Raw genomic sequence first — 24017 nt, forward strand, 5'->3', positions numbered from 1 at the left:
TCATACGATGCAAAAGGCATCGCTACGATTACGCCCGGGCAGCCCGACTCACTTCATTTGCCACTCGCTCGGTGGCATCCGGAATGGATGCAGCTCGGGCGCGTTCTGCCATGGTTAATAAGGTTTCTCGCGACCACCCGGCCAGGGTGTTGGCGACGGCATCCACAGTAAGCTGCGGCTGCTCGATAATTTTGGCTGCGCCCGCTTTTTCCAGCGGCAGCGCATTCCAGTACTGTTGGCGGTCTTTATGTTGAAACGGCACAAACAACGCCGGTAGCCCTGCCGCAGCGATTTCACTCACCGTCAACGCGCCAGAGCGGCAAACGACGACATCCGCCCACGCATAGGCCGCCGCCATATCATCAATAAATTCCGTCACTTTATGCTGCGGTTGCCCCGCTTCGGCATAAGCCTGTTCAACGGTTTGTTGCGAACCTTTGCCGCTCTGATGCCAGATAGTGACTGAATCACCCAGCTTTGCTGCAACCTGCGGCATTGTCTGGTTAAGAATGCGCGCCCCCTGGGAACCACCCACAACCAGAACGCGAACCGGACCTTCACGGCCAGCCATACGCTGCTGTGGCAACGGCAGTGCCAGCACATCAGTACGCACCGGGTTACCAACAACTTCGGCATCAGGGAAAGCCCCCGGAAACGCCTGCATCACTTTGGTAGCAATTTTTGCCAGCCATTTATTGGTCAAGCCAGCAATGCCGTTTTGTTCGTGAAGTACGACCGGAATGCCTAACGACCATGCTGCCAGACCACCAGGCCCGGAAACATAGCCGCCCATACCGAGAACCACATTGGGCTTGTAAGCTTTCATAATCGCCCGCGCCTGACGCCAGGCGTTAAAGATCCGCAGCGGAGCCGCGAGCAACGCTTTAATACCCTTGCCGCGCAGACCAGAAATGCGAATAAAGTCGATCTCGATACCGTGCTTCGGCACTAAGTCCGCTTCCATACGATCGGCAGTACCCAGCCAGCGAACTTGCCACCCCTGGGCCATTAAATGGTGCGCAACAGCCAGTCCCGGGAACACATGCCCGCCAGTACCGCCTGCCATCACCATTAATCGCTTCCCTTTACCACTCATCGAGAACCTCGTACAAACGCCTGCGCTTTCTCCAGACGTGTTTCATAATCAATACGTAACAGCATCATGATGGCTGTCGACATAATCAGTAAGCTCGAACCACCGTAACTGATCAGCGGTAATGTCAGACCTTTAGTTGGCAACATCCCCGCTGCCGCGCCTACGTTAACCAGCGCCTGGAAGCTAAACCAGATACCTATTGAACAGGCGAGAAAACCGGAAAAACGGTGGTCAATTTCTAACGCTTTACGGCCAATCGACATCGCACGAAAAGCGACGAAGAATACCATTAAAAGTGCTAGCACCACACCGACATAACCCAATTCTTCGCCGATAATGGCGAAAATGAAGTCAGTGTGCGCTTCTGGCAGATACTCCAGTTTTTGTACCGAATTGCCTAAACCTTGCCCCCACAGTTCGCCACGACCAAACGCCATCAGGGATTGCGTTAACTGATAGCCGCTACCGAAGGGATCTTCCCACGGGTTCCAGAACGCAGTAACACGGCGGATACGGTACGGTTCGGCGAGGATCAGCAACACAACTGCTGAAATCCCCATGCCGATAATGGCAATGAACTGCCACAATTTAGCCCCCGCCAGGAACAACATCGCCAGTGTGGTGACGAACAGTACGACTACTGTACCAAGGTCTGGCTGTGCCAGCAGTAACACTGCCAGCACCAGAATTACGCCCATCGGTTTCAGGAAGCCGCGCAGGTTGTTGCGTACTTCGTCGCCTTTGCGCACCAGATAGTTGGCGATGTAACAAAACAGCGACAGCTTGGTCAACTCCGCAGGCTGAATACGCAGCAGGCCGAGATCGATCCAACGTGATGCCCCTTTAACTGAGCTACCTACCACCAGCACGATCATCAGCAGGATGATTGATCCAAGCAGCATCGTGGCGCTGTAACGTTGCCAGAACTCCATCGGCAGACGCAGCGTAATGATCGCCAGAATGAATGCCAGGATCAGATAGACGCCATCACGCTTCGCGAAGAAAAACGGATCGTTGGTTAAGCGCTGCCCAATGGGCATTGACGCCGAAGTCACCATGATAAAGCCGATCGCCGCGAGGCCGAAGGTCAGCCAAAGCAAGGTGCGATCGTACATGATCAGGCTGTCGGTATCTTTTTCCCGCGAGCCCATCACCCAGCCTTTAAGCGCCGTGGAGATCCAGACCAGGATACTGAGTCCTGGCAGGCGCGGCATTTTCAGGCGAGGGAGAGATAAACGCATCAACCTAACTCCTTCGCCAGACGGGCGAACTCATTGCCCCGTTGTTCAAAGTTCTTGAACTGATCGAGGCTGGCACAGGCTGGTGACAACAGCACCATATCCCCTGGCTGCACACGTGGCGCCAGCAAGAGCATCGCCTGCTCCATGGTTTCGGTTTGCTCTGCCACTTCCGGGCGCAGTGCCGCTAACTGGGCGCCATCACGACCAAAACAGTACAAACGCACGTTGTCGCCATTCAGATAGCGCGCCAGTGGACTGAAATCCGCCGATTTGCCATCACCGCCCAGCAATAAATGCAGCGTACCGTCTACCTGCAAGCCGTTCAGCGCCGCCTCTGTACTCCCGACGTTGGTGGCTTTCGAATCGTTAATCCAGCGTACGCCGTTATGCTCCAGCACCACTTCAAAACGATGCGGCAGACCAGTGAACGTGGTTAACGCTTTCAGGCTGCTGGCGCGCGGTAACCCTGCGGCATCAGCCAGCGCCAGCGCTGCCAGCGCATTGGTATAGTTATGTTGCCCGGAAAGTTTCATCTCTTTCACGTTCAACACTTTCTCGCCTTTCACCCGCAGCCAGGTTTCGCCCTGCTGATGATTCAGGTGGTAGTCACCCATGTTGACGCCAAAGCTGACGCAACGTTCATCCGCACCGCGAATCGGCATCGTTAAGGCATCATCGGCATTGACGACACAAACTTTCGCATTTTCGTAAATGCGCAGTTTTGCCGCACGATATTGCTGCAATCCAAACGGATAGCGATCCATATGATCTTCAGTCACGTTCAGAATGGTCGCCGCCACCGCCTGTAAGCTGGAGGTGGTTTCCAGCTGGAAGCTCGACAGTTCCAGCACGTACAGTTCGCACTCGGCATCCAGCAACATCAACGCAGGCAGGCCAATGTTGCCACCCACGCCGACGTTAACACCTGCTGCTTTCGCCATTTCGCCCACTAAAGTGGTGACAGTGCTTTTGCCGTTAGAACCGGTGATCGCCACAATCGGTGCCTGCGCTTCGCGGCAGAACAGTTCGATATCGCCAACAATTTCAATTCCGGCATCGGCAGCGGCGCTTAAAGATGGATGCGCCAGCGCAATACCGGGGCTGGCGACGATCAGATCGGCTGCCATCAGCCACTCGTCATTAAGACCGCCAGTGTGACGTTCCACCGCTTCGGGTAATTTATCCAGGCCAGGCGGTGTCATACGTGTATCCATAACGCGCGGCGTCACGCCCCGAGCAAGGAAAAAGTCCACGCAGGAAAGCCCGGTGAGGCCCAGGCCGATAATAACGACATTTTTACCCTGGTAATCAGCCATGATTAACGTACCTTCAGCGTTGCCAGACCAATCAGGACCAGCATCAGCGAAATAATCCAGAAGCGCACAATGACGCGCGGTTCCGGCCAACCTTTCAGTTCATAGTGGTGATGAATCGGCGCCATGCGGAAAATACGTTGCCCGCGCAGTTTAAAGGAACCGACCTGCAAAATAACCGACAGGGTTTCAACCACAAACACACCGCCCATAATCACCAGCAGGAATTCCTGACGCAGCAGCACAGCGATAATGCCCAGCGCGCCGCCTAATGCCAGAGAACCGACATCGCCCATAAAGACCTGCGCCGGATAGGTGTTAAACCACAAAAAGCCCAGCCCAGCCCCGACTATCGCGGTGCAGACAATAACCAGTTCCCCAGCATGCCGCAGATACGGTATATGCAAGTAGCTGGCAAAGTTCATGTTGCCGGTTGCCCACGCCACCAGCGCAAAACCACCGGCGACAAATACGGTCGGCATAATCGCCAGCCCGTCGAGGCCATCGGTCAGGTTTACCGCGTTACCGGTCCCCACAATGACGAAGTAAGCCAGCAGGATGTAGAACAGCCCCAGCTGCGGCATCACATCTTTAAAGAACGGCACCACCAGCTGCGTTGCTGGCGTGTCTTTCCCGGCAAGATACAGCGCAAAGGCGACGCCCAGCGCGATCACCGACATCCAGAAATACTTCCAGCGCGCAATCAGGCCCTTGGTATCTTTACGCACCACTTTGCGATAGTCGTCGACAAAACCAATGATGCCGTAACCCACCAGCACCACAAGTACGCACCAGACGTACGGGTTGGAGGGGTAAGCCCACAGCAGTACGGAGATCACAATCGCCGTCAGGATCATTATCCCGCCCATGGTCGGCGTACCGCGCTTACTAAAGTGCGATTCCGGGCCATCGTTACGAACGACCTGACCAAAGGAGAGTTTTTGCAAATGGGCAATCATACGCGGGCCCATCCACAATGAGATGAACAGCGCGGTCAGCAGGCTGACGATGGCGCGAAACGTCAGATAGGAAAAGACGTTAAAGCCGGAATAATATTTGACCAAATGTTCGGCCAGCCAAACTAGCATGTCCCATTCTCCTGTAAAGCGCGTACCACCTCTTCCATGGCGGCACTACGTGAACCCTTAACTAAAATCGTAATCACCTGTTGCTCTGCAATCAGTGATTTAAGACGCGCAATTAACGCGGATTTATCAGCAAAATGTTCGCCAACGCCGCTGGCGGTGCTGATAGCATGGCTTTGTTTACCCACGCTTAACACGCGGTCAATACCAGCCGCCTTCGCCGCTTCGCCCACCTGTACATGGCAGGCTTCGCTTTCAGCGCCCAGTTCCGCCATATCGCCCACCACCAGCACGCGGTAGCCAGGCATTTCAGCCAGAACCTGGACTGCTGCGGTCATTGAACCGACATTGGCGTTGTAGGAGTCGTCAAGCAGCAACTGGTTTTCCGCCAGTTGAATGGGGAACAGACGCCCGGGAACGGCTTTCAGATTTGCCAGCCCCGCTTTGATAGCATCAAGCGTTGCGCCCACGGACATGGAGAGCGCGGCGGCTGCCAGCGCATTCGCAATATTGTGACGCCCCGGTAGCGGTAGCAGAACATCGACGCTACCCGTTGGGGTTTGTAGCGTAAATTCCGTACCGTGCGAAGTCACATGGATATTGGTGGCGGTGAAATCGCTGTTGGCGGCATTGGGTGAGAAACGCCACACTTTGCGTGAGCCAATTACGCTCTGCCAGTTCAGCCAGTCGTTGTTGTCGGCATTCATAATGGCGATACCGTTTTCCGGCAGGCCGGTAAAGATTTCGCCTTTCGCTTTTGCCACGCCAGCCAAAGAACCGAAACCTTCCAGATGCGCCGCCGCCAGGTTGTTGACCAGCGCCGCTTCTGGGCGAGTCAGGCTAACGGTCCAGGCAATTTCGCCCTGATGGTTCGCGCCAAGCTCAATTACCGCGTAATCGTATTCCGGCGTTAAGCGCAGCAGCGTCATTGGCACGCCGATGTCGTTGTTGAGATTGCCCGCGGTATAAAGCGTATTGCCGCACTGGCTTAAAATCGCCGCCGTCATCTCTTTAACGGAGGTTTTACCGGAGGAACCGGTCAGAGCAACCACGCGCGCCGGAACTTGCTGGCGTACCCATGCAGCCAGTTCACCGAATGCCAGACGCGTGTCTTTAACGATTAACTGCGGCAGGTCGATATCCAGTGGACGGCTGACCAGTAGTGCGCCCGCGCCGCCAGCTTTCGCCTGGTCGGCAAAATCGTGGGCATCGAAACGTTCGCCTTTCAGGGCAACAAACAGGCAGCCCGGCGTCAGTTTTCGCGTGTCAGTGGTTACAGCATCAAGGGTGATATCTGCCCCTTTTAGTTCACCGTTGAGAATATCGGTAAGTTGGCTAAGGGTTACGCTAATCATGCGATCACCCCCAGCAGACGCGCTACCGTGACGCGATCGGAGTAGTCCAGGCGCTGATTGCCAACAATCTGGTAATCTTCATGGCCTTTGCCCGCGACCAGCACCACATCGTTCTCTTTAGCCTGCATAACGGCGCAAGTCACCGCTTCGGCGCGGCCTTCCATCACTTTGGCATGTCCGGCATCTAACATTCCCGCCAGAATATCGTTGATGATGGCGCGCGGTTCTTCGGTACGCGGGTTATCGTCAGTTACTACCGCCACGTCAGCAAACTCTTCAGCAATCGCCCCCATCAGTGGACGCTTGCCTTTATCACGATCGCCGCCACAGCCGAAGACGCACCACAGCTTGCCTGCACAGTGAAGACGTGCAGCCTGCAAGGCTTTTTCCAGTGCATCCGGGGTGTGAGCGTAATCCACAACCACCGTCGGTTTGCCCGGTGCAGTAAACACTTCCATACGTCCACAAACCGGTTGCAGACGCGCGGCGGTTTTCAGCAGGTCAGCCAGCGGATACCCCAGTGCCAGCAGCGTCGCCAGCGCGAGCAGCAGGTTGCTGACGTTAAAAGCGCCCATCAGATGACTTTCAATTTCCCCATCGCCCCAGCTTGAACTAAAGCGAATGGTTGCGCCGCTGTCGTGATAGTTCACGTTGGTCGCTTTCAACCAGCGGCCATGACAGTTCAGATTGATATGGTCTTCCATCGACACCGCAACTGCATCCGGCAGTTTTGCCAGCCAGCGACGGCCTACTTCGTCATCGGCGTTGACTATCGCCTGACCGCAATGATGTTCAGAATAAAGCAGCCATTTTGCGGCTTCGTAATGTTCCATATCACCGTGATAATCAAGGTGATCGCGGCTTAAGTTGGTAAAGACCGACGCCGCGAATTTCAATGCTGCCACACGGTGTTGTACCAGCCCATGGGAGGAAACTTCCATTGCGCAAAAAGTCGCGCCCTGCTCCACCAGCCCCGCCAGCTCATGCTGAACGTCGACTGCCGAACCGGTCGTGTTTTCCGTCGGAATAACTTTACCCAGCAGGCCGTTACCTACGGTACCCATCACCGCGCTGGTTTCACCAAGCAACTGACTCCACTGCGCCAGAAGCTGGGTCGTGGTGGTTTTGCCGTTGGTACCCGTTACGCCCACGAGACGTAAATTGTCAGAGGGTTCATGGTAAAAGCGGCCCGCCAGCGCTGATAAACGCTCATTGAGCTGGCTGAGATAGATGACCGGTACGCCGTGCATTTCACGGATTTCACCATCGGTCGCCTCATCTTTCGCCTCTGCAATAATGGCAGCCACACCTTGCGCTATCGCCTGCGGGATATATCGACGCCCGTCCGCCTGATGACCTACTACAGCTACAAAAAGATCGCCCGACGCAGCCACACGGCTGTCGAGTGTCATCTCTCGCAGTGCTCGCGAAGGTGCGTTTGGCACCCACGGAGCAAGAAGGTCGCGCAAATTACGATCTGCCACCTGTCCCCTCGCCTTGATTAATCACAAATTCGTTTTTATCACCCGTTGTCAGCGCATCCGGTTCGATGTTCATGGTGCGCAATACGCCGCCCATGATGGCACCAAAGACCGGCGCGGAAACGGCGCCGCCGTAGTATTTACCCGCCTGCGGATCGTTGATAACAACAACCAGCGCGAAGCGCGGCTGACTCGCAGGCGCAACGCCTGCGGTATAAGCAATATATTTATTGATGTAGCGACCATCCGGCCCGACCTTTTTCGCGGTACCGGTTTTAATTGCGATACGATAGCCTTTAATCGCCGCCTTCACGCCACCGCCGCCCGGTAGTGCCACGCTTTCCATCATATGCACCACAGTGCGGACAATGGATTCCGGGAAGACACGTTCACCAGGAACCGGGGGGTCAACCTTGGTAATCGACAGCGGGCGATAGATGCCATAGCTGCCGATGGTTGCGTAGACTCGCGCTAACTGTAACGGTGTTACCATTAGCCCGTAGCCGAAAGAGAAGGTGGCCCTCTCTATGTCAGACCACCGTTGTTTTTGAGGATATAAGCCACTGCGTTCTCCGACCAACCCCAAATTGGTCGCTTTTCCCAACCCAAAACGAGAGTAAGTATCTACTAACGCTGAGGACGGCATCGCTAACGCCAGCTTGGAAACACCGACGTTACTCGACTTCTGTAATACCCCGGTCAGGTTAATTCGCTATAGCGCGCCACGTCTTTAATTTCGTGGCCGTTAATTCGATAAGGAACGGTATTAAGCACCGAGTTTTCCCGCACCACACCACGTTGCAACGCGGTCATCACCACCATCGGTTTGACAGTAGAGCCCGGTTCAAACACGTCGGTAATGGTACGGTTACGCATCGCCTCTTTTGGCGTGCCACTCAGATTGTTGGGGTTGTAAGACGGGCTGTTGGCCATCGCCAGCACTTCGCCGGTGTTGACATCCACCAGCACGGCGCTGCCGGATTCAGCCTTGTTAAAGGCCACGGCGTTGTTCAGTTCGCGATAAACCAGCGCCTGCAAGCGTTCATCAATACTCAACGCCAGGTTGTGCGCCGCCTGGCTGTCGGTAGAAGAAATATCTTCGATTACACGGCCATAGCGGTCTTTACGCACAATACGTTCGCCCGGTTGCCCGGTAAGCCATTTATCAAAACTTTTCTCGACACCCTCAATCCCCTGGCTATCGACGTTGGTAAAGCCAATGAGGTGAGCGGTCACTTCGCCAGACGGGTAGTAACGGCGAGATTCTTCGCGCAGATGAATCCCCGGCAGCTTCAGTTTTTTGATGTATTCAGCCATGTCAGGGTTAACCTGACGCGCCAGATAGATAAAGCGCCCTTTCGGGTTGGCATTAATGCGGGCGGAAAGTTGATCCAGCGGAATATTGAGCGCGTTAGCCAGCGCCTTCCAACGGTCGCCGACGCTGATGCCACCGGCTTCATGCACTTCTTTCGGGTCGGCCCAGATCGCTTTTACTGGCACACTTACTGCTAACGGGCGACCAGAACGGTCGGTAATCATGCCGCGGGAGGTGGAGACTTGCTGAACGCGAAGAGAGCGCATGTCGCCCTCTTTCACCAGCATATCCGGGGAGATTACCTGCAACCAGGCAACGCGCCCCAGCAGGAAAGCCAGTGCCAATAAAATACAGCCGCATAACAACGCAAAACGCCAACTGATAAAGTTGGCATGTTCTTCCTGACGTTTTGGTTTCTGCGTTTTCGCCGCTGCTTTCATGCGTCGCGTTTATCCTTATTTTTGCACTACGATATTTTCTTGTGATGGATCAACATGCTGCATTTGCAGCTTCTCCGTGGCGATCCGTTCCACCCGGCTATGGTCGCCGAGCGCATTCTCTTCAAGAATGAGGTTGCGCCATTCAATGTCTAAAGCGTCTCGCTCCAGCACCAGTTGTTCGCGCTGAGCGGTGAGCAAACGGGTATGGTGCGCCGTGGTCACCACAGTCACCGCCGTCAAAATAATGCAAATGAACAGGCAGAGCGGCAGCTTCCCAAACCGCAAAAGATCGTCACCGATAACGCCAGGCAAGGCATGGCGCTCGTGGCTTCCCATCGATCCTTTAACTTTGCTGAGGGCTTCTGTCACTCTGCTGATCATGCGTTCGTCCTCTCTGCAATACGCAGAACTGAACTACGGGCACGAGGGTTCTCTGCCACCTCTTCTTCGCCCGGCATCAACTTACCTAGTGCTCGCAACTGACGGCCACCCAGTTTTTTGAGCTGCTCTTCAGTCATCGGTAACCCTGCCGGAACTTGTGGACCGCGACTGTTTTCACGCATAAAGCGTTTCACAATACGATCTTCCAGCGAATGAAAACTGATGATCGAAAGCCGCCCGCCTGGGGCCAGCACGTTAAGCGAGCTTTTTAGCGCCTGCTCTATCTCCTCCAGTTCACTGTTCACCCAAATGCGCACCGCCTGGAAGGTACGGGTCGCGGGATGTTTGAATTTGTCTTTCACCGGCGTTGCGGCAGCAACGACTTCTGCCAGTTCTTTAGTGCGGGTCATCGGCTGTTCGCGGTTACGCTCGACAATGGCGCGTGCAATACGTTTAGCAAAACGCTCTTCGCCATAGGTTTTTAATACCCAGGCAATATCGGATTCTTCTGCGGTTTGTAGCCATTCGGCGGCAGACTGACCGCGCGTCGGGTCCATACGCATGTCCAACGGGCCATCGCGCATAAAGGAAAAACCGCGTTCAGCATCATCGAGTTGCGGTGAAGAGACGCCAAGATCGAGCAGAATGCCGTCGATCTTGCCGATAAGATCGCGCTCGGCGACATATTCGCCCAGCGCAGAGAAAGGTCCATGAATGATGGAGAAGCGCGGATCATCAATAGTCTTCGCGACGGCAATAGCCTGCGGGTCGCGATCGATTGCCAACAAGCGTCCCGTTTCGCCAAGTTGCGAAAGAATCAGACGTGAGTGACCACCGCGACCAAAAGTTCCATCAATGTAGATACCGTCAGGACGGATATTGAGGCCATTTACGGCTTCGTCCAGCAGTACCGTGGTATGTTTATAGTTTTCCATCATTTTATAGAGACAAGTCCTGCAGTCGCTCCGACAAGTTTTCGGTAACAGACTGTTCAGCGTCGATATCTTCCCTGACCTGTTGATGCCAGGTCGTTTCATCCCACAGTTCGAACTTATTGAACTGCCCGACCAACATCACTTCTTTCGTCAGCCCGGCATGCTGCCGCAACACAGGCGCGATTAATAATCGACCTGCGCTATCCAGCTGACACTCACTGGCATGCCCTAACAGAAGGCGTTGAACACGACGTTCAACAGGGTTCATGCTCGAAAGACGCGATAATTTGTGCTCGATAATTTCCCATTCAGGAAGGGGGTAAAGCAGCAGGCACGGGTGATGAATGTCAATGGTACACACCATTTGACCGGCAGCGCTCCCGAGCAGTTCTTCCCGATAACGGGTAGGCACCGATAAGCGCCCTTTACTGTCGAGATTGACTAACGTTGCTCCCCGGAACATGCCAGTCTCCCCCCGATTACCACTTTATCCCACAAATTCCCACTAAAAGGAGTTTACGGAGCGGAGGAAAAGCTTGTCAAGCCAGGAACATTCCTTACCGAAGCAAAAAACCCAATGTTTACGGCTAATATCTGCATTGTTTAAAAATCGCACAACAAACGAAGCAAATTAACGTCATGAATAGTTGTAAGAAAAAATCCCATTCATCATTACCGTTTTAAAAACGACTCGATTTTCCTTAATGGAAATATAAAGTGTCAGTTTGCGACGCGAGCGGCATTTTAGGACATATCTCCCCCGGATAACAGTCCCTGTTGCACGTGCGCCATGCCTGATGCCAGCGACTTTGGACAAAAGTTTAGAAAAGTGTTTGTTTAATCGGCAATTGCCGATTTGCTTGTAACAAAATAATGCAATTGCAATCTACCGTTACGAGTTAATTATCATTCAGCGCAGCGAATGGAGTTAATTGGCAGGATATTCAGGAGGGCTTATGGATAATTGTCCAGAATAGTCTTATTTACATTATGGATATCGATGTCCAATTACGTACTCAATGCGCCAGAGGTAAAATCCACTGGCGCATCTTTCCGTAATGTTTATCTACGGCTTAGTACACCACGACGATAAAGATTACGTTTAATGCGTGTTAAGCCTGGTTTTGGTTTGCGCGGCTCGTCCAGACTGGCGAGCACAATCTCCAGTACGCGTTCCGCAACGTCGCGATGACGCTGGGCTACCGCCAATACCGGACACTGTAAGAAGTCGAGCAATTCGTTGTCACCAAAGGTCGCAATCGCCAAATCAGAAGGCAGTTTGCCATCGCGGCGCAGCGTGACATCCATAACGCCTTGCAACAACGCAAATGAGGTGGTGAACAGCGCCTGCGGCATCGGATGCGTTTCCAGCCATTTTTCGAACAACTGGGCAGCGGTTTCTCGCTCATAACTGTTGGCATAAAGGAAATGCACTTCGCGTGGATCATCTTTCCAGGCGGTACGGAAACCCTGCTCGCGCAGGAAGCTGACAGAAAGCTCCGGCAACGCGCCAAGATAAAGCACCGTCTCAGCAGGAAACTTACGTAACTCTTCGGCCAGCATTTCTGCATCATCCTGGTCGGCACCAACCACGCTGGTGAAGTGTTCACGATCGAGGGCGCGATCCAGCGCGACAATCGGGAACGGGTCGTTAGCCCAGCGTTGATAAAAAGGATGCTCCGGCGGCAGCGACGTCGAAACAATGATGGCATCGACCTGACGCTGCAAAAGATGCTCAATACAGCGCATTTCGTTGTCTGGCTGATCTTCTGAGCAGGCAATCAGCAGTTGATAACCCCGTTGCCGCGCCTGACGTTCAAGATAATTAGCGATACGGGTGTAACTTGTGTTCTCCAGATCGGGGATCACAAGACCAATCGAACGTGTGCGTCCAGCACGAAGCCCAGCAGCCACGGCATTTGGGTGGTAATTGTGCTCACGCACCACTGCCATGACTTTTTCAACGGTTTTGTCGCTCACACGGTATTGCTTCGCTTTGCCGTTAATAACATAGCTTGCAGTGGTCCGCGACACTCCCGCCAGCCGAGCGATTTCATCCAGTTTCACAATTGCCCCTTGAGTAAAATGTAAAAACCATACCCATTGTACTGGCATGGGTTAAATTCATTAACATCTAAGCGCAGAAAATTAACTGCGGCAACTGCTTTTATTCCAGGTTCCCACTGAATTCGCAAAAAAAGCCCAACGTGACATGTTGGGCTGTAAATTGCGCATTGAGATCATTCTCAACGCATTATTTTATCGCCGCGCGAAAGTCCTACTACACCGGAACGAGCGACCTCCACAATTTTCGCCACATCGCGAATCGATGCTAAAAATGCATCAAGCTTATCGCTGGTTCCCGCCAATTGAACGGTATAAAGCGATGGCGTGACATCAATGATTTGCCCACGGAATATTTCCGTATTGCGCTTCACTTCGTCACGTCCGTAGCCACTGGCCTGAATTTTCACCAGCATGATTTCCCGCTCAACATGCGCCCCCTGCCCCAGTTCGCTAACACGCAGCACATCGACCAGCTTATGTAATTGCTTTTCAATCTGCTCCAACACTTTTTCATCGCCCACGGTCTGGATAGTCATACGCGATAATGTCGGATCGTCGGTTGGCGCAACGGTCAGGCTTTCAATGTTATAGCCCCGTTGGGAAAAGAGGCCGATCACGCGGGATAACGCGCCTGATTCATTTTCGAGTAATACGGATAATATCCGGCGCATAATCAGGTTCTCTCCGTTTTGCTTAACCACATTTCATCCATTCCGCCGCCACGAATCTGCATCGGGTAGACGTGCTCGCTGCCATCAACAGTGACATCAACAAACACCAGGCGATTATTGCGGACCTGTTCCAGTGCCTCGCTAAGTTTGTTTTCCAGCTCTTGCGGATGAGAGATCTGGATCCCAACATGGCCATAGGCTTCCGCCAGACGAACGAAATCCGGTAGCGACTGCATATAAGATTGTGAATGGCGGCCGGAATAGATCATGTCCTGCCACTGCTTCACCATCCCCAGATAGCGGTTATTGAGATTCACCACCAGCACCGGCAGTTCATATTGCAAAGCGGTAGACAGTTCCTGAATGTTCATCTGAATGCTGCCGTCGCCAGTGACACAGACCACGGTTTCTTCTGGCAATGCCATTTTGACACCCAGCGCCGCAGGCAAACCAAAACCCATAGTGCCGAGGCCACCGGAATTGATCCAGCGGCGCGGTTTGTCGAAAGGATAATAAAGCGCGGCGAACATCTGGTGCTGCCCGACGTCGGACGTGACATATGCATCGCCTTTCGTCAGTCGCCAGAGTGTCTCGATCACCGCTTGCGGTTTAATCTTTTCGCTCTGAGTGTCGTATTTAAGGCACTGGCGAGCGCGCCACTGTTCAATCTGTTGCCACCAGTCACGAATTTCATCCAACGGTTGGTGAGCCGTTTCTTGTACCAGCAACTCCAGCATTTGATCCAGCACCAACCGCGCGTCACCAACGATCGGAATGTCGGCGGTAACGGTTTTTGAGATCGACGTAGGATCGATATCAATATGTAAAACCGTTGCATTCGGGCAGTACTTGGCCAGATTGTTAGTAGTGCGATCGTCAAAGCGCACGCCAACCGCAAAAATAACATCGGCATTATGCATGGTCATATTGGCTTCGTAGGTGCCGTGCATTCCCAACATCCCCAGCGCCTGACGATGCGTTGCCGGAAACGCCCCCAGCCCCATTAATGAAGAGACGACGGGAAGATTAAGCTGCTCAATAATCTGTTTGAGTTGTTGATGGCAACTCGCAGTCACGGCGCCGCCGCCAACGTAAACTACCGGTTTTTTCGCTGCCGCCAGTGTCTGCAATGCGCGTTTAATCTGCCCCTTATGACCCAGCGTTGTCGGGTTATAAGAGCGCATACTGACCGACTCCGGCCAAACGTAGGGTAATTTGTTCGCCGGATTAAGAATATCTTTCGGTAAATCAACCACCACTGGCCCAGGACGACCACTTGCCGCCAGCCAGAATGCCTTTTTCAGCACCTGAGGAATGTCTTCCGTTTGCTTAACCAGGAAACTGTGTTTGACCACCGGGCGGGAAATTCCCACCATGTCGCACTCCTGAAAGGCATCGTAGCCTATCAGCGAGGTCGCTACCTGACCAGAAAGGACAACCAAGGGAATGGAGTCCATATAAGCAGTGGCGATACCAGTAATCGCGTTAGTCGCCCCAGGACCCGACGTCACCAGCACGACCCCCACTTCCCCGGTTGCACGTGCCAGGCCATCGGCCATATGCACAGCCGCTTGCTCATGACGAACTAATACGTGATCGATACCCCCCACGGTATGCAATGCATCGTAAATATCAAGGACCGCGCCTCCGGGATAACCGAATACTTGTTTAACACCCTGATCGATAAGCGATCGGACGACCATCTCGGCTCCAGACAACATCTCCATGGCCTGCCTCACTGTTTGGCGGAAAAAATGTGTAAAACACATTAACCGTCCGATCTTGCTTAAGCAATTGGCAGACAGAGTCACAAACGTGAAGAAATAAGAATAAACAGGAGGAAAGGAGAAAAGAAACGATAAAATACTCCAGAATGAAGGCGTAAATTGATAATAAATTGGCTAGATTCGACTACTTACAGCAATTTCTCTATTTTTTTAATTATTCATGAAATCTGGCGCACATGCATTTAGAATAAAATTCTGCATTTAATAAAAAAAGCAGAATAAACCAGAAAGGAATGCCTGATTTATTCTGCTTTTGTTTAGCGTTTACATATAGAAATTAATTGCTCTTCCATCCACTGATGGCCTTTATCGCGCCCGGCAGCTTCATGCCAGGAGAGATAACAGGTTCTGCTATTTTGTTTTAATGGCAGCGGCAATATCTGTAATTCTAAAGATTCGGCGAACTCTTCAGCCAGCCAACGAGGCGCAATAGCGACCAGGTGAGTTTGCGACACCACGCTAAGGACGCTCATCATTGCCATGCCCTGATAAGCAATACTGGCTTGCTTATCTACTGTGTCGTACCACGGTTGACTAAATGAGGCGAAACGATCGAGCGAAACCGCCGCATGTTGTTCGTTATAAACATCATGTTTCAGTAATGGACCTTTAATATGCGGATGGTTCTTACTGGCTACCAACACCATTTCATCTTTAAATAACGGCACACTGGTAAATTCAGGGCGGTGGAAATCTTCATAACTTATAACGAACTCCGTTTCCTGATAGCGCAACTGATGTTCAGTGTTCTGATTTAATGAAGACTTGAACATAACATGTATATTTGGCGCAATCTGCTCAATGTGATTATAAATCTGCGAGGTCAGAATGCTGTCTAACGGGCTGCAAACACAGAGATGGAATACCCGCTCGCTACTGGCTGGCTCAAAACCTGAACCTGGTAATTCGTTTTGCACTAATTGCAGCGCCTGGCGCACAGAGCCAAAAAGCTGAAATGCGCGGGCAGTCGGCTGGATACCACGACCATAACGAACAAACAACTCGTCATTAAACATCACTTTCAGGCGTGCAACAGCGTTACTGACCGCAGGTTGCGACATTCCCAGAACATGAGCGGCACGAGTAATATTCTGCTCCTGCATCACGGCATCGAAAACAGTTAATAAGTTTAGATCGACCATGCGCAGCTGTGGCTTACTAAAATCTGCTGGTTCTGGATGATCTGTTTTTACCTCTGGCATACTTAACTCCACTGTCACACTTAACTCCCTTTTCCTTACCGGAATGCAGAAAAAAAATAATCCTGAAAAATATGATTTACCATACATATAAAATAAGAAAAAGGAAAATGAGTAAAATTAGGAAAACATAAAGATAAGAGTTCTGTTTAAAACAAAACCCACCGCCGCGCAGAGAGTCTCCCACCACAGCATGATTATCTATAATGTTTTTGTCACACAAACAATATAATCATAATCACCATGAATGCTCAATCATCCGTGATATGTATAAAATCGCCACTTTAATTAAAAATTTATATATTAATCACCCATATCTTCCTTATTAACTTATCAATAATATAAGCCTCATCAATAATTAAACATTCATCGAATAAATAATTACAGAAAAATCATCAGGATGGGTTAGGTAATTGATACTATCTATACGTATATCACTTATTGATTAAATGCAATAAATTATGCTGAAGTATGTCAATTAATGAAAAGTGTGATCTGGCTGACAGAAATTAATATTGTTGGTTTATGTATACACAGCACAATTAGCTAATTTGATACATGCAAAATTACCGCTGAAAAGCCGCTTTTCTTACTACAGGGTTGACATCCGTTTTTGTATCCAGTAACTCTAAAAGCATATCGCATTCATCTGGAGCTGATTTAATGACTCACATCGTTCGCTTTATCGGTCTACTACTACTAAACGCATCTTCTTTGCGCGGTAGACGAGTGAGCGGCATCCAGCATTAAGCCAGCACGCAGTCAAAAACAACCCGCGCCATTGCGCGGGTTTTTTTATGCCCGAAGCGAGGCGCTCTAAAAGAGACAAGGACCCAAACCATGAGCCAGCAAGTTATTATTTTCGATACCACATTACGCGACGGTGAACAGGCGTTACAGGCAAGTCTGAGTGCGAAAGAAAAACTGCAAATTGCGCTGGCCCTTGAGCGTATGGGTGTTGACGTAATGGAAGTTGGTTTTCCCGTCTCTTCGCCGGGCGATTTTGAATCGGTGCAAACCATCGCCCGCCAGGTCAAAAATAGCCGCGTATGTGCGTTAGCCCGCTGCGTGGAAAAAGATATCGATGTGGCGGCTGAATCTCTGAAAGTCGCCGAAGCCTTCCGTATTCATACCTTTATTGCTACCTCCCCAATGCACATCGCCACCAAGCTGCGCAGCACGCTGGATGAAGTGATCGAACGCGCTATCTATATGGTGAAACGCGCCCGTAATTATACCGATGATGTTGAATTTTCTTGCGAAGATGCCGGACGTACCCCGATTGCCGATCTGGCGCGAGTGGTCGAAGCGGCGATTAACGCCGGTGCCACCACCATCAACATTCCGGACACCGTGGGCTACACCATGCCGTTTGAGTTCGCCGGAATCATCAGCGGCCTGTATGAACGCGTGCCTAACATCGACAAAGCCATTATTTCCGTACACACCCACGACGATTTAGGCCTGGCAGTCGGTAACTCACTGGCGGCGGTACATGCCGGAGCGCGGCAGGTAGAAGGCGCAATGAACGGGATCGGCGAACGCGCCGGAAACTGTTCGCTGGAAGAAGTGATCATGGCGATCAAAGTTCGTAAGGATATCCTCAACGTCCACACCGCCATTAATCACCAGGAGATATGGCGCACCAGCCAGTTAGTTAGCCAGATTTGTAATATGCCGATCCCGGCAAACAAAGCCATTGTTGGCAGCGGCGCGTTCGCACACTCCTCCGGTATCCACCAGGATGGCGTGCTGAAAAACCGCGAAAACTACGAAATCATGACACCAGAATCTATTGGTCTGAATCAAATCCAGCTGAATCTGACCTCTCGTTCAGGCCGTGCGGCAGTGAAACACCGCATGGATGAGATGGGATATAAAGAAAGTGAATATAATTTAGACAATTTGTACGACGCATTCCTGAAGCTGGCGGACAAAAAAGGTCAGGTGTTTGATTACGATCTGGAGGCGCTGGCCTTTATCGGTAAACAGCAAGAAGAGCCAGAGCATTTCCGTCTGGATTACTTCAGCGTGCAGTCTGGTTCTAACGATATTGCCACTGCCGCCGTCAAACTGGCCTGCGGCGAAGAAGTCAAAGCGGAAGCCGCCAACGGTAACGGTCCGGTCGATGCCGTCTATCAGGCCATTAACCGTATCACTGACTATAACGTCGAACTGGTGAAATACAGCCTGACCGCCAAAGGTCACGGTAAAGATGCGCTGGGTCAGGTGGATATCGTCGCCAACTACAACGGTCGCCGCTTCCACGGCGTCGGCCTGGCCACCGATATTGTCGAGTCCTCCGCCAAAGCCATGGTGCACGTACTGAACAATATCTGGCGCGCCGCAGAAGTCGAAAAAGAGTTGCAACGCAAAGCTCAACACAACGAAAACAACAAGGAAACCGTGTGATGTCGAAGAATTACCATATTGCCGTTTTGCCCGGAGATGGGATCGGGCCGGAAGTGATGACCCAGGCGCTGAAAGTGCTGGATGCCGTGCGCAACCGCTTTGCAATGCGCATCACCACCAGCCATTACGATGTAGGCGGCGCAGCCATCGATAACCACGGGCAACCGCTGCCACCTGCAACGGTTGAAGGCTGTGAGCAAGCCGATGCCGTGCTGTTTGGCTCGGTAGGCGGCCCGAAGTGGGAACATTTACCACCAGACCAGCAACCAGAACGCGGCGCGCTGTTGCCTTTGCGTAAGCACTTCAAATTATTCAGCAATCTGCGTCCGGCAAAACTGTATCAGGGGCTGGAAGCATTCTGTCCACTGCGTGCTGACATTGCCGCTAACGGCTTCGACATCCTGTGCGTGCGCGAACTGACCGGCGGCATCTATTTTGGTCAGCCAAAAGGCCGCGAAGGTAGCGGACAATATGAAAAAGCGTTTGATACCGAGGTGTATCACCGTTTTGAGATCGAACGCATCGCCCGTATCGCGTTTGAATCTGCCCGCAAGCGTCGTCGCAAAGTCACCTCAATCGACAAAGCCAACGTGCTGCAATCCTCTATTTTATGGCGGGAAATCGTTAATGAGATCGCCATTGAATATCCGGATGTCGAACTGGCGCATATGTACATCGACAACGCCACCATGCAGCTGATTAAAGATCCATCACAGTTTGACGTTCTGCTGTGCTCCAACCTGTTTGGCGACATTCTGTCTGACGAGTGCGCAATGATCACTGGCTCGATGGGGATGTTGCCTTCCGCCAGCCTGAACGAGCAAGGTTTTGGTCTGTATGAACCGGCAGGCGGCTCGGCTCCAGATATCGCTGGCAAAAACATCGCTAACCCGATTGCGCAAATTCTGTCGCTGGCGCTGCTGCTGCGTTACAGCCTGGATGCCGATGATGCGGCTTCCGCCATTGAACGCGCGATTAACCGCGCATTAGAAGAAGGCATTCGCACCGGGGATTTAGCCCGTGGCGCTGCCGCCGTTAGTACCGATGAAATGGGCGATATCATTGCCCGCTATGTGGCAGAAGGGGTGTAATCATGGCTAAGACGTTATACGAAAAATTGTTCGACGCTCACGTAGTGTACGAAGCCGAAAACGAAACCCCGCTGTTATATATCGACCGCCACCTGGTGCATGAAGTGACCTCACCGCAGGCGTTCGATGGCCTGCGCGCCCACGGACGCCCAGTGCGTCAGCCGGGGAAAACCTTCGCCACTATGGATCACAACGTCTCAACTCAGACTAAAGACATTAATGCCTGCGGTGAAATGGCGCGGATCCAGATGCAGGAGCTGATCAAAAACTGCAAAGAATTTGGCGTCGAGCTGTATGACCTGAATCACCCGTATCAGGGGATCGTCCACGTAATGGGGCCAGAACAGGGCGTCACCTTGCCGGGGATGACCATTGTCTGTGGCGACTCGCACACCGCCACCCACGGCGCATTTGGCGCACTGGCCTTTGGTATCGGCACTTCCGAAGTTGAACACGTACTGGCAACGCAAACCCTGAAACAGGGTCGTGCGAAGACCATGAAAATTGAAGTCCAGGGCAAAGCCGCACCGGGCATTACCGCGAAAGATATCGTGCTGGCGATCATTGGTAAAACCGGCAGCGCTGGCGGCACCGGGCATGTGGTGGAGTTTTGCGGCGAAGCAATTCGTGATTTAAGCATGGAAGGTCGTATGACCCTGTGCAATATGGCAATCGAAATGGGCGCGAAAGCCGGTCTGGTTGCACCTGACGAAACCACCTTTAACTATGTCAAAGGCCGTCTGCATGCGCCGAAAGGCAAAGATTTTGACGATGCCGTCGCCTACTGGAAAACCCTGCAAACCGACGAAGGCGCAACTTTCGATACTGTTGTGACTCTGCAAGCAGAAGAGATCGCCCCGCAGGTCACCTGGGGCACCAATCCAGGCCAGGTGATTTCCGTGAACGACAACATTCCCGACCCGGCTTCGTTTGCTGATCCTGTTGAACGCGCGTCGGCAGAAAAAGCGCTGGCCTATATGGGGCTGAAACCGGGTATTCCATTGACCGAAGTCGCTATCGATAAAGTGTTTATCGGTTCTTGCACCAACTCGCGCATTGAAGATTTACGCGCGGCAGCGGAAATCGCCAAAGGGCGAAAAGTCGCGCCAGGCGTACAGGCACTGGTGGTTCCCGGCTCTGGCCCGGTAAAAGCTCAGGCGGAAGCGGAAGGTCTGGACAAAATCTTTATTGAAGCCGGTTTTGAATGGCGTTTGCCTGGCTGCTCAATGTGTCTGGCGATGAACAACGACCGTCTGAATCCGGGCGAACGTTGCGCCTCCACCAGCAACCGTAACTTTGAAGGCCGCCAGGGGCGCGGCGGGCGCACGCATCTGGTCAGCCCGGCAATGGCTGCCGCCGCTGCTGTGACCGGACATTTCGCCGACATTCGCAACATTAAATAAGGAGCACACCATGGCAGAGAAATTTATCAAACATACAGGCCTGGTGGTTCCGCTGGATGCCGCCAATGTCGATACCGATGCGATTATCCCGAAACAGTTTCTGCAGAAAGTGACGCGTACTGGTTTTGGCGCGCATCTGTTTAACGACTGGCGTTTTCTGGATGAAAAAGGCCAACAGCCAAACCCGGACTTCGTGCTGAACTTCCCGCAATATCAGGGCGCATCGATTTTGCTGGCACGAGAAAACTTCGGCTGCGGTTCCTCCCGTGAGCACGCGCCGTGGGCATTGACCGACTACGGTTTTAAAGTGGTGATTGCGCCGAGTTTCGCTGACATCTTCTATGGCAACAGCTTTAACAACCAACTGCTGCCGGTGAAATTAAGCGATGCAGAAGTGGATGAGTTGTTTGCACTGGTGCAAGCCAATCCAGGGATTCATTTCGCCGTGGATCTGGAAGCGCAAGAGGTGAAAGCGGGTGATAAAACGTATCGTTTTTCTATCGATGCCTTCCGCCGCCACTGCATGATGAATGGTCTGGACAGCATCGGTCTGACCCTGCAGCACGACGACGCTATTGCCACTTATGAAGAGAAGCAACCGGCGTTTATGCGTTAATTTGTACGCCGTCCGGCACTCAATCGCCAAAAAGAAAAAAGCCAGCAGGTATTCACTGCTGGCGTGGCGATTAACACCAATACTCAGTCACACATGATGTCCGCAAATCAGTATTCAGAATCACTCCCCTCCCACTGCATCAGTTCTTCAAGCATGGCTAAACGCTGTGGAACGCTTAACCAACGCAGCCAGCACAACGTCGCTATCGCGGTAAAGTAGTGCTGATAAAACTGACGCATGGGGCACCTCCTTGCTTCATCGTTAGGAATTATTGACTTAATATAGGGAAAATAAAATTGCTGACTTTTGCGCAGGAGTTCCCCTTTTATGCCATCTGCTCGTCTGCAACAACAGTTCATCCGCCTGTGGCAATGCTGCGAGGGTAAATCGCAGGACACGACGCTCAACGAACTGGCGGAGTTATTGAGCTGCTCCCGTCGTCATATGCGCACCCTGCTCAACACCATGCAGGATCGCGGCTGGCTGACGTGGGAAGCGGAAGTCGGGCGCGGTAAACGCTCGCGTCTGACATTCCTCTACACCGGACTGGCGCTTCAGCAACAGCGGGCGGAAGACCTGCTGGAACAGGATCGCATCGACCAGTTGGTGCAGTTAGTCGGTGATAAAACTGCCGTGCGGCAAATGCTGGTTTCTCATCTGGGCCGCAGCTTCCGCCAGGGGCGGCACATCCTGCGCGTGCTCTACTATCGCCCGTTGCGCAATCTGCTGCCTGGCAGCGCATTACGCCGTTCCGAAACCCATATCGCCCGGCAAATCTTCAGTGCGTTAACCCGAATAAATGAGGAAAATGGGGAACTGGAGGCGGACATCGCCCACCACTGGCAGCAAATTTCCCCACTCCACTGGCGCTTCTTTTTGCGCCCCGGGGTCCATTTTCATCATGGTCGTGAACTGGAAATGGACGACGTCATCGCCTCGTTGAAGCGGATCAATACGCTGCCGCTCTATTCCCACATCGCTGAAATTGTGTCGCCGACGCCCTGGACGCTGGATATTCATCTCACTCAGCCAGATCGCTGGTTGCCGTTACTGCTGGCGCAAGTTCCGGCGATGATCCTGCCGCGTGAATGGGAAACCCTCAGCAATTTTGCCAGCCATCCCATCGGCACCGGTCCGTATGCGGTGATCCGCAACACCACCAATCAACTGAAAATTCAGGCATTCGATGACTTCTTCGGTTATCGGGCATTAATCGACGAAGTTAACGTCTGGGTTCTGCCGGAAATTGCCGATGAACCCGCTGGAGGCCTGATGCTGAAAGGGCCGCAGGGCGAGGAAAAAGAGATTGAAAGTCGCCTTGAAGAAGGTTGCTACTATCTACTGTTCGACAGCCGCACCCATCGCGGGGCGAATCAGCAAGTCAGAGACTGGATAAGCTATGTACTTTCGCCGACCAATCTGGTTTATTTCGCCGAGGAACAGTACCAGCAACTGTGGTTTCCGGCCTATGGGTTGCTCCCCCGCTGGCACCATGCCCGCCCAACACATTGCGAAAAACCTGCCGGGCTGGAACATCTCACCCTGACCTTTTATCAGGATCATATTGAACATCGGGTGATTGCCAGGATCATGCAGCAGATTCTGGCAAGTCACCAGGTCACGCTGGAAATCAAAGAGATCAGCTACGATCAGTGGCACGAAGGTGAGATCGAAAGCGACATCTGGCTTAACAGCGCCAACTTTACGCTGCCGCTGGATTTTTCGCTGTTCGCGCACTTGTGCGAAGTACCGCTGCTACAACACTGTATTCCTCTCGACTGGCAAGCCGACGCCGCCCGCTGGCGTAATGGCGAGATGAATCTGGCGAACTGGTGCCAACAGCTGGTTGCCAGTAAAGCAATGGTGCCGCTGATCCACCACTGGCTGATTATTCAGGGACAACGCAGTATGCGCGGCCTGCGTATGAACACCCTCGGCTGGTTCGATTTTAAATCAGCGTGGTTTGCGCCGCCGGATCCATGATTGCTGGTTGATAACAAAATCACTACACTAACGCCGTTCTCAACGGGGTGCCACGCAGACGCGTGCGCTGAGAAAATACCCGTCGAACCTGATCCGGATAACGCCGGCGAAGGGATTTGAGGCTCCTTCTCAAGTCCTTTGCCACT

The 24017-nt window shown here is 52.5% G+C and carries 21 protein-coding genes, 1 pseudogene and 1 riboswitch; of the genes and pseudogenes, 6 read left to right on the forward strand and 16 right to left on the reverse strand.

Features of this window, described 5'->3' with window-relative positions; all coding sequences use genetic code 11:
• Nucleotides 1-28: 28 nt before the first annotated feature.
• The 15 genes and pseudogenes from murG to leuO form a co-directional block, all read right to left on the reverse strand.
• Nucleotides 29-1096 carry an undecaprenyldiphospho-muramoylpentapeptide beta-N-acetylglucosaminyltransferase gene (gene murG, locus FFT88_RS15710; protein WP_135404078.1) on the reverse strand — a complete coding sequence of 356 codons (1068 nt, stop codon included), beginning with the start codon at nucleotides 1094-1096 and terminating at the stop codon, nucleotides 29-31.
• Nucleotides 1093-2337, reverse strand: a complete 1245-nt coding sequence (gene ftsW, locus FFT88_RS15715) for a cell division protein FtsW (protein WP_089667471.1) — start codon at nucleotides 2335-2337, stop codon at nucleotides 1093-1095. The genes murG and ftsW overlap by 4 nt, the downstream gene beginning before the upstream one ends.
• A complete protein-coding gene (murD, locus tag FFT88_RS15720) occupies nucleotides 2337-3653 on the reverse strand; it encodes a UDP-N-acetylmuramoyl-L-alanine--D-glutamate ligase (RefSeq protein ID WP_130221632.1) in 1317 nt (438 codons plus the stop codon). Before murD ends, ftsW begins: the two co-directional genes overlap by 1 nt.
• Nucleotides 3654-3655: 2 nt before the next feature.
• Nucleotides 3656-4738: a phospho-N-acetylmuramoyl-pentapeptide-transferase gene (mraY, locus tag FFT88_RS15725; RefSeq protein ID WP_000964122.1), complete on the reverse strand. Its 1083-nt coding sequence runs from the start codon at nucleotides 4736-4738 to the stop codon at nucleotides 3656-3658.
• On the reverse strand, nucleotides 4732-6090 hold the full coding sequence (gene murF, locus FFT88_RS15730) for a UDP-N-acetylmuramoyl-tripeptide--D-alanyl-D-alanine ligase (RefSeq protein WP_130221633.1): 1359 nt from the start codon (nucleotides 6088-6090) through the stop codon (nucleotides 4732-4734). The genes mraY and murF overlap by 7 nt, the downstream gene beginning before the upstream one ends.
• Nucleotides 6087-7574: a UDP-N-acetylmuramoyl-L-alanyl-D-glutamate--2,6-diaminopimelate ligase gene (gene murE, locus FFT88_RS15735; protein WP_135404077.1), complete on the reverse strand. Its 1488-nt coding sequence runs from the start codon at nucleotides 7572-7574 to the stop codon at nucleotides 6087-6089. Before murE ends, murF begins: the two co-directional genes overlap by 4 nt.
• A pseudogene (gene ftsI / locus FFT88_RS15740) lies at nucleotides 7561-9326 on the reverse strand (peptidoglycan glycosyltransferase FtsI). The gene murE and the pseudogene ftsI overlap by 14 nt, the downstream one beginning before the upstream one ends.
• Nucleotides 9327-9341: 15 nt before the next feature.
• Complete coding sequence (gene ftsL, locus FFT88_RS15745; protein ID WP_000625658.1) at nucleotides 9342-9707, reverse strand: cell division protein FtsL; 366 nt, start codon at nucleotides 9705-9707, stop codon at nucleotides 9342-9344.
• Nucleotides 9704-10645 (reverse strand): 16S rRNA (cytosine(1402)-N(4))-methyltransferase RsmH, encoded by a 942-nt coding sequence (gene rsmH, locus FFT88_RS15750; RefSeq protein WP_064525204.1) that lies wholly within the window; start codon nucleotides 10643-10645, stop codon nucleotides 9704-9706. Before rsmH ends, ftsL begins: the two co-directional genes overlap by 4 nt.
• A 1-nt stretch (nucleotide 10646) precedes the next feature.
• On the reverse strand, nucleotides 10647-11105 hold the full coding sequence (gene mraZ / locus FFT88_RS15755; RefSeq protein WP_064525207.1) for a division/cell wall cluster transcriptional repressor MraZ: 459 nt from the start codon (nucleotides 11103-11105) through the stop codon (nucleotides 10647-10649).
• Between the two features lie 599 nt (nucleotides 11106-11704).
• On the reverse strand, nucleotides 11705-12709 hold the full coding sequence (gene cra, locus FFT88_RS15760; protein WP_064525210.1) for a catabolite repressor/activator: 1005 nt from the start codon (nucleotides 12707-12709) through the stop codon (nucleotides 11705-11707).
• An 81-nt stretch (nucleotides 12710-12790) separates the two neighbouring features.
• Nucleotides 12791-12877, reverse strand: a complete 87-nt coding sequence (locus FFT88_RS15765) for a hypothetical protein (protein ID WP_032160836.1) — start codon at nucleotides 12875-12877, stop codon at nucleotides 12791-12793.
• Nucleotides 12878-12888: 11 nt separating this feature from the next.
• Entirely contained in the window at nucleotides 12889-13380 is a 492-nt protein-coding gene (gene ilvN, locus FFT88_RS15770; RefSeq protein ID WP_001252744.1) for an acetolactate synthase small subunit, read from the reverse strand.
• A gap of 2 nt (nucleotides 13381-13382) precedes the next feature.
• Complete coding sequence (ilvI, locus tag FFT88_RS15775) at nucleotides 13383-15107, reverse strand: acetolactate synthase 3 large subunit (protein ID WP_135385056.1); 1725 nt, start codon at nucleotides 15105-15107, stop codon at nucleotides 13383-13385.
• Nucleotides 15108-15424: 317 nt separating this feature from the next.
• The gene (gene leuO / locus FFT88_RS15780; protein ID WP_130221635.1) at nucleotides 15425-16369 is read right to left on the reverse strand and encodes a transcriptional regulator LeuO; all 945 of its coding nucleotides are present in this window, start codon (nucleotides 16367-16369) and stop codon (nucleotides 15425-15427) included.
• Nucleotides 16370-17029: 660 nt separating this feature from the next.
• On the opposite strand from leuO, the gene leuL reads away from it, so the two are divergent.
• From leuL to leuD, 5 genes are all read left to right on the forward strand, one after another.
• Nucleotides 17030-17116 carry a leu operon leader peptide gene (gene leuL, locus FFT88_RS15785; RefSeq protein WP_001300467.1) on the forward strand — a complete coding sequence of 29 codons (87 nt, stop codon included), beginning with the start codon at nucleotides 17030-17032 and terminating at the stop codon, nucleotides 17114-17116.
• Nucleotides 17117-17206: 90 nt separating this feature from the next.
• On the forward strand, nucleotides 17207-18778 hold the full coding sequence (leuA, locus tag FFT88_RS15790; RefSeq protein WP_000082807.1) for a 2-isopropylmalate synthase: 1572 nt from the start codon (nucleotides 17207-17209) through the stop codon (nucleotides 18776-18778).
• Nucleotides 18778-19869 carry a 3-isopropylmalate dehydrogenase gene (gene leuB / locus FFT88_RS15795; protein ID WP_000042367.1) on the forward strand — a complete coding sequence of 364 codons (1092 nt, stop codon included), beginning with the start codon at nucleotides 18778-18780 and terminating at the stop codon, nucleotides 19867-19869. Before leuA ends, leuB begins: the two co-directional genes overlap by 1 nt.
• Nucleotides 19870-19871: 2 nt before the next feature.
• On the forward strand, nucleotides 19872-21272 hold the full coding sequence (leuC, locus tag FFT88_RS15800) for a 3-isopropylmalate dehydratase large subunit (protein WP_001140645.1): 1401 nt from the start codon (nucleotides 19872-19874) through the stop codon (nucleotides 21270-21272).
• 10 nt (nucleotides 21273-21282) lie between these two features.
• Nucleotides 21283-21888, forward strand: coding sequence for a 3-isopropylmalate dehydratase small subunit (gene leuD / locus FFT88_RS15805; protein WP_130221637.1), 606 nt, complete (start codon nucleotides 21283-21285; stop codon nucleotides 21886-21888).
• 107 nt (nucleotides 21889-21995) lie between these two features.
• Here the strand turns inward: leuD and sgrT are convergent, their stop codons facing one another.
• Entirely contained in the window at nucleotides 21996-22127 is a 132-nt protein-coding gene (gene sgrT, locus FFT88_RS15810) for a glucose uptake inhibitor SgrT (RefSeq protein WP_130257853.1), read from the reverse strand.
• Nucleotides 22128-22215: 88 nt separating this feature from the next.
• On the opposite strand from sgrT, the gene sgrR reads away from it, so the two are divergent.
• The gene (gene sgrR, locus FFT88_RS15815) at nucleotides 22216-23871 is read left to right on the forward strand and encodes a DNA-binding transcriptional regulator SgrR (RefSeq protein WP_135404076.1); all 1656 of its coding nucleotides are present in this window, start codon (nucleotides 22216-22218) and stop codon (nucleotides 23869-23871) included.
• A 33-nt stretch (nucleotides 23872-23904) separates the two neighbouring features.
• Nucleotides 23905-24004: riboswitch (TPP riboswitch) on the forward strand.
• The last annotated feature ends 13 nt before the right edge of the window (nucleotides 24005-24017 follow it).

The sequence above is a fragment of the Escherichia sp. E4930 genome, from assembly GCF_005845405.1.
Classification (GTDB): Bacteria; Pseudomonadota; Gammaproteobacteria; order Enterobacterales; family Enterobacteriaceae; genus Escherichia.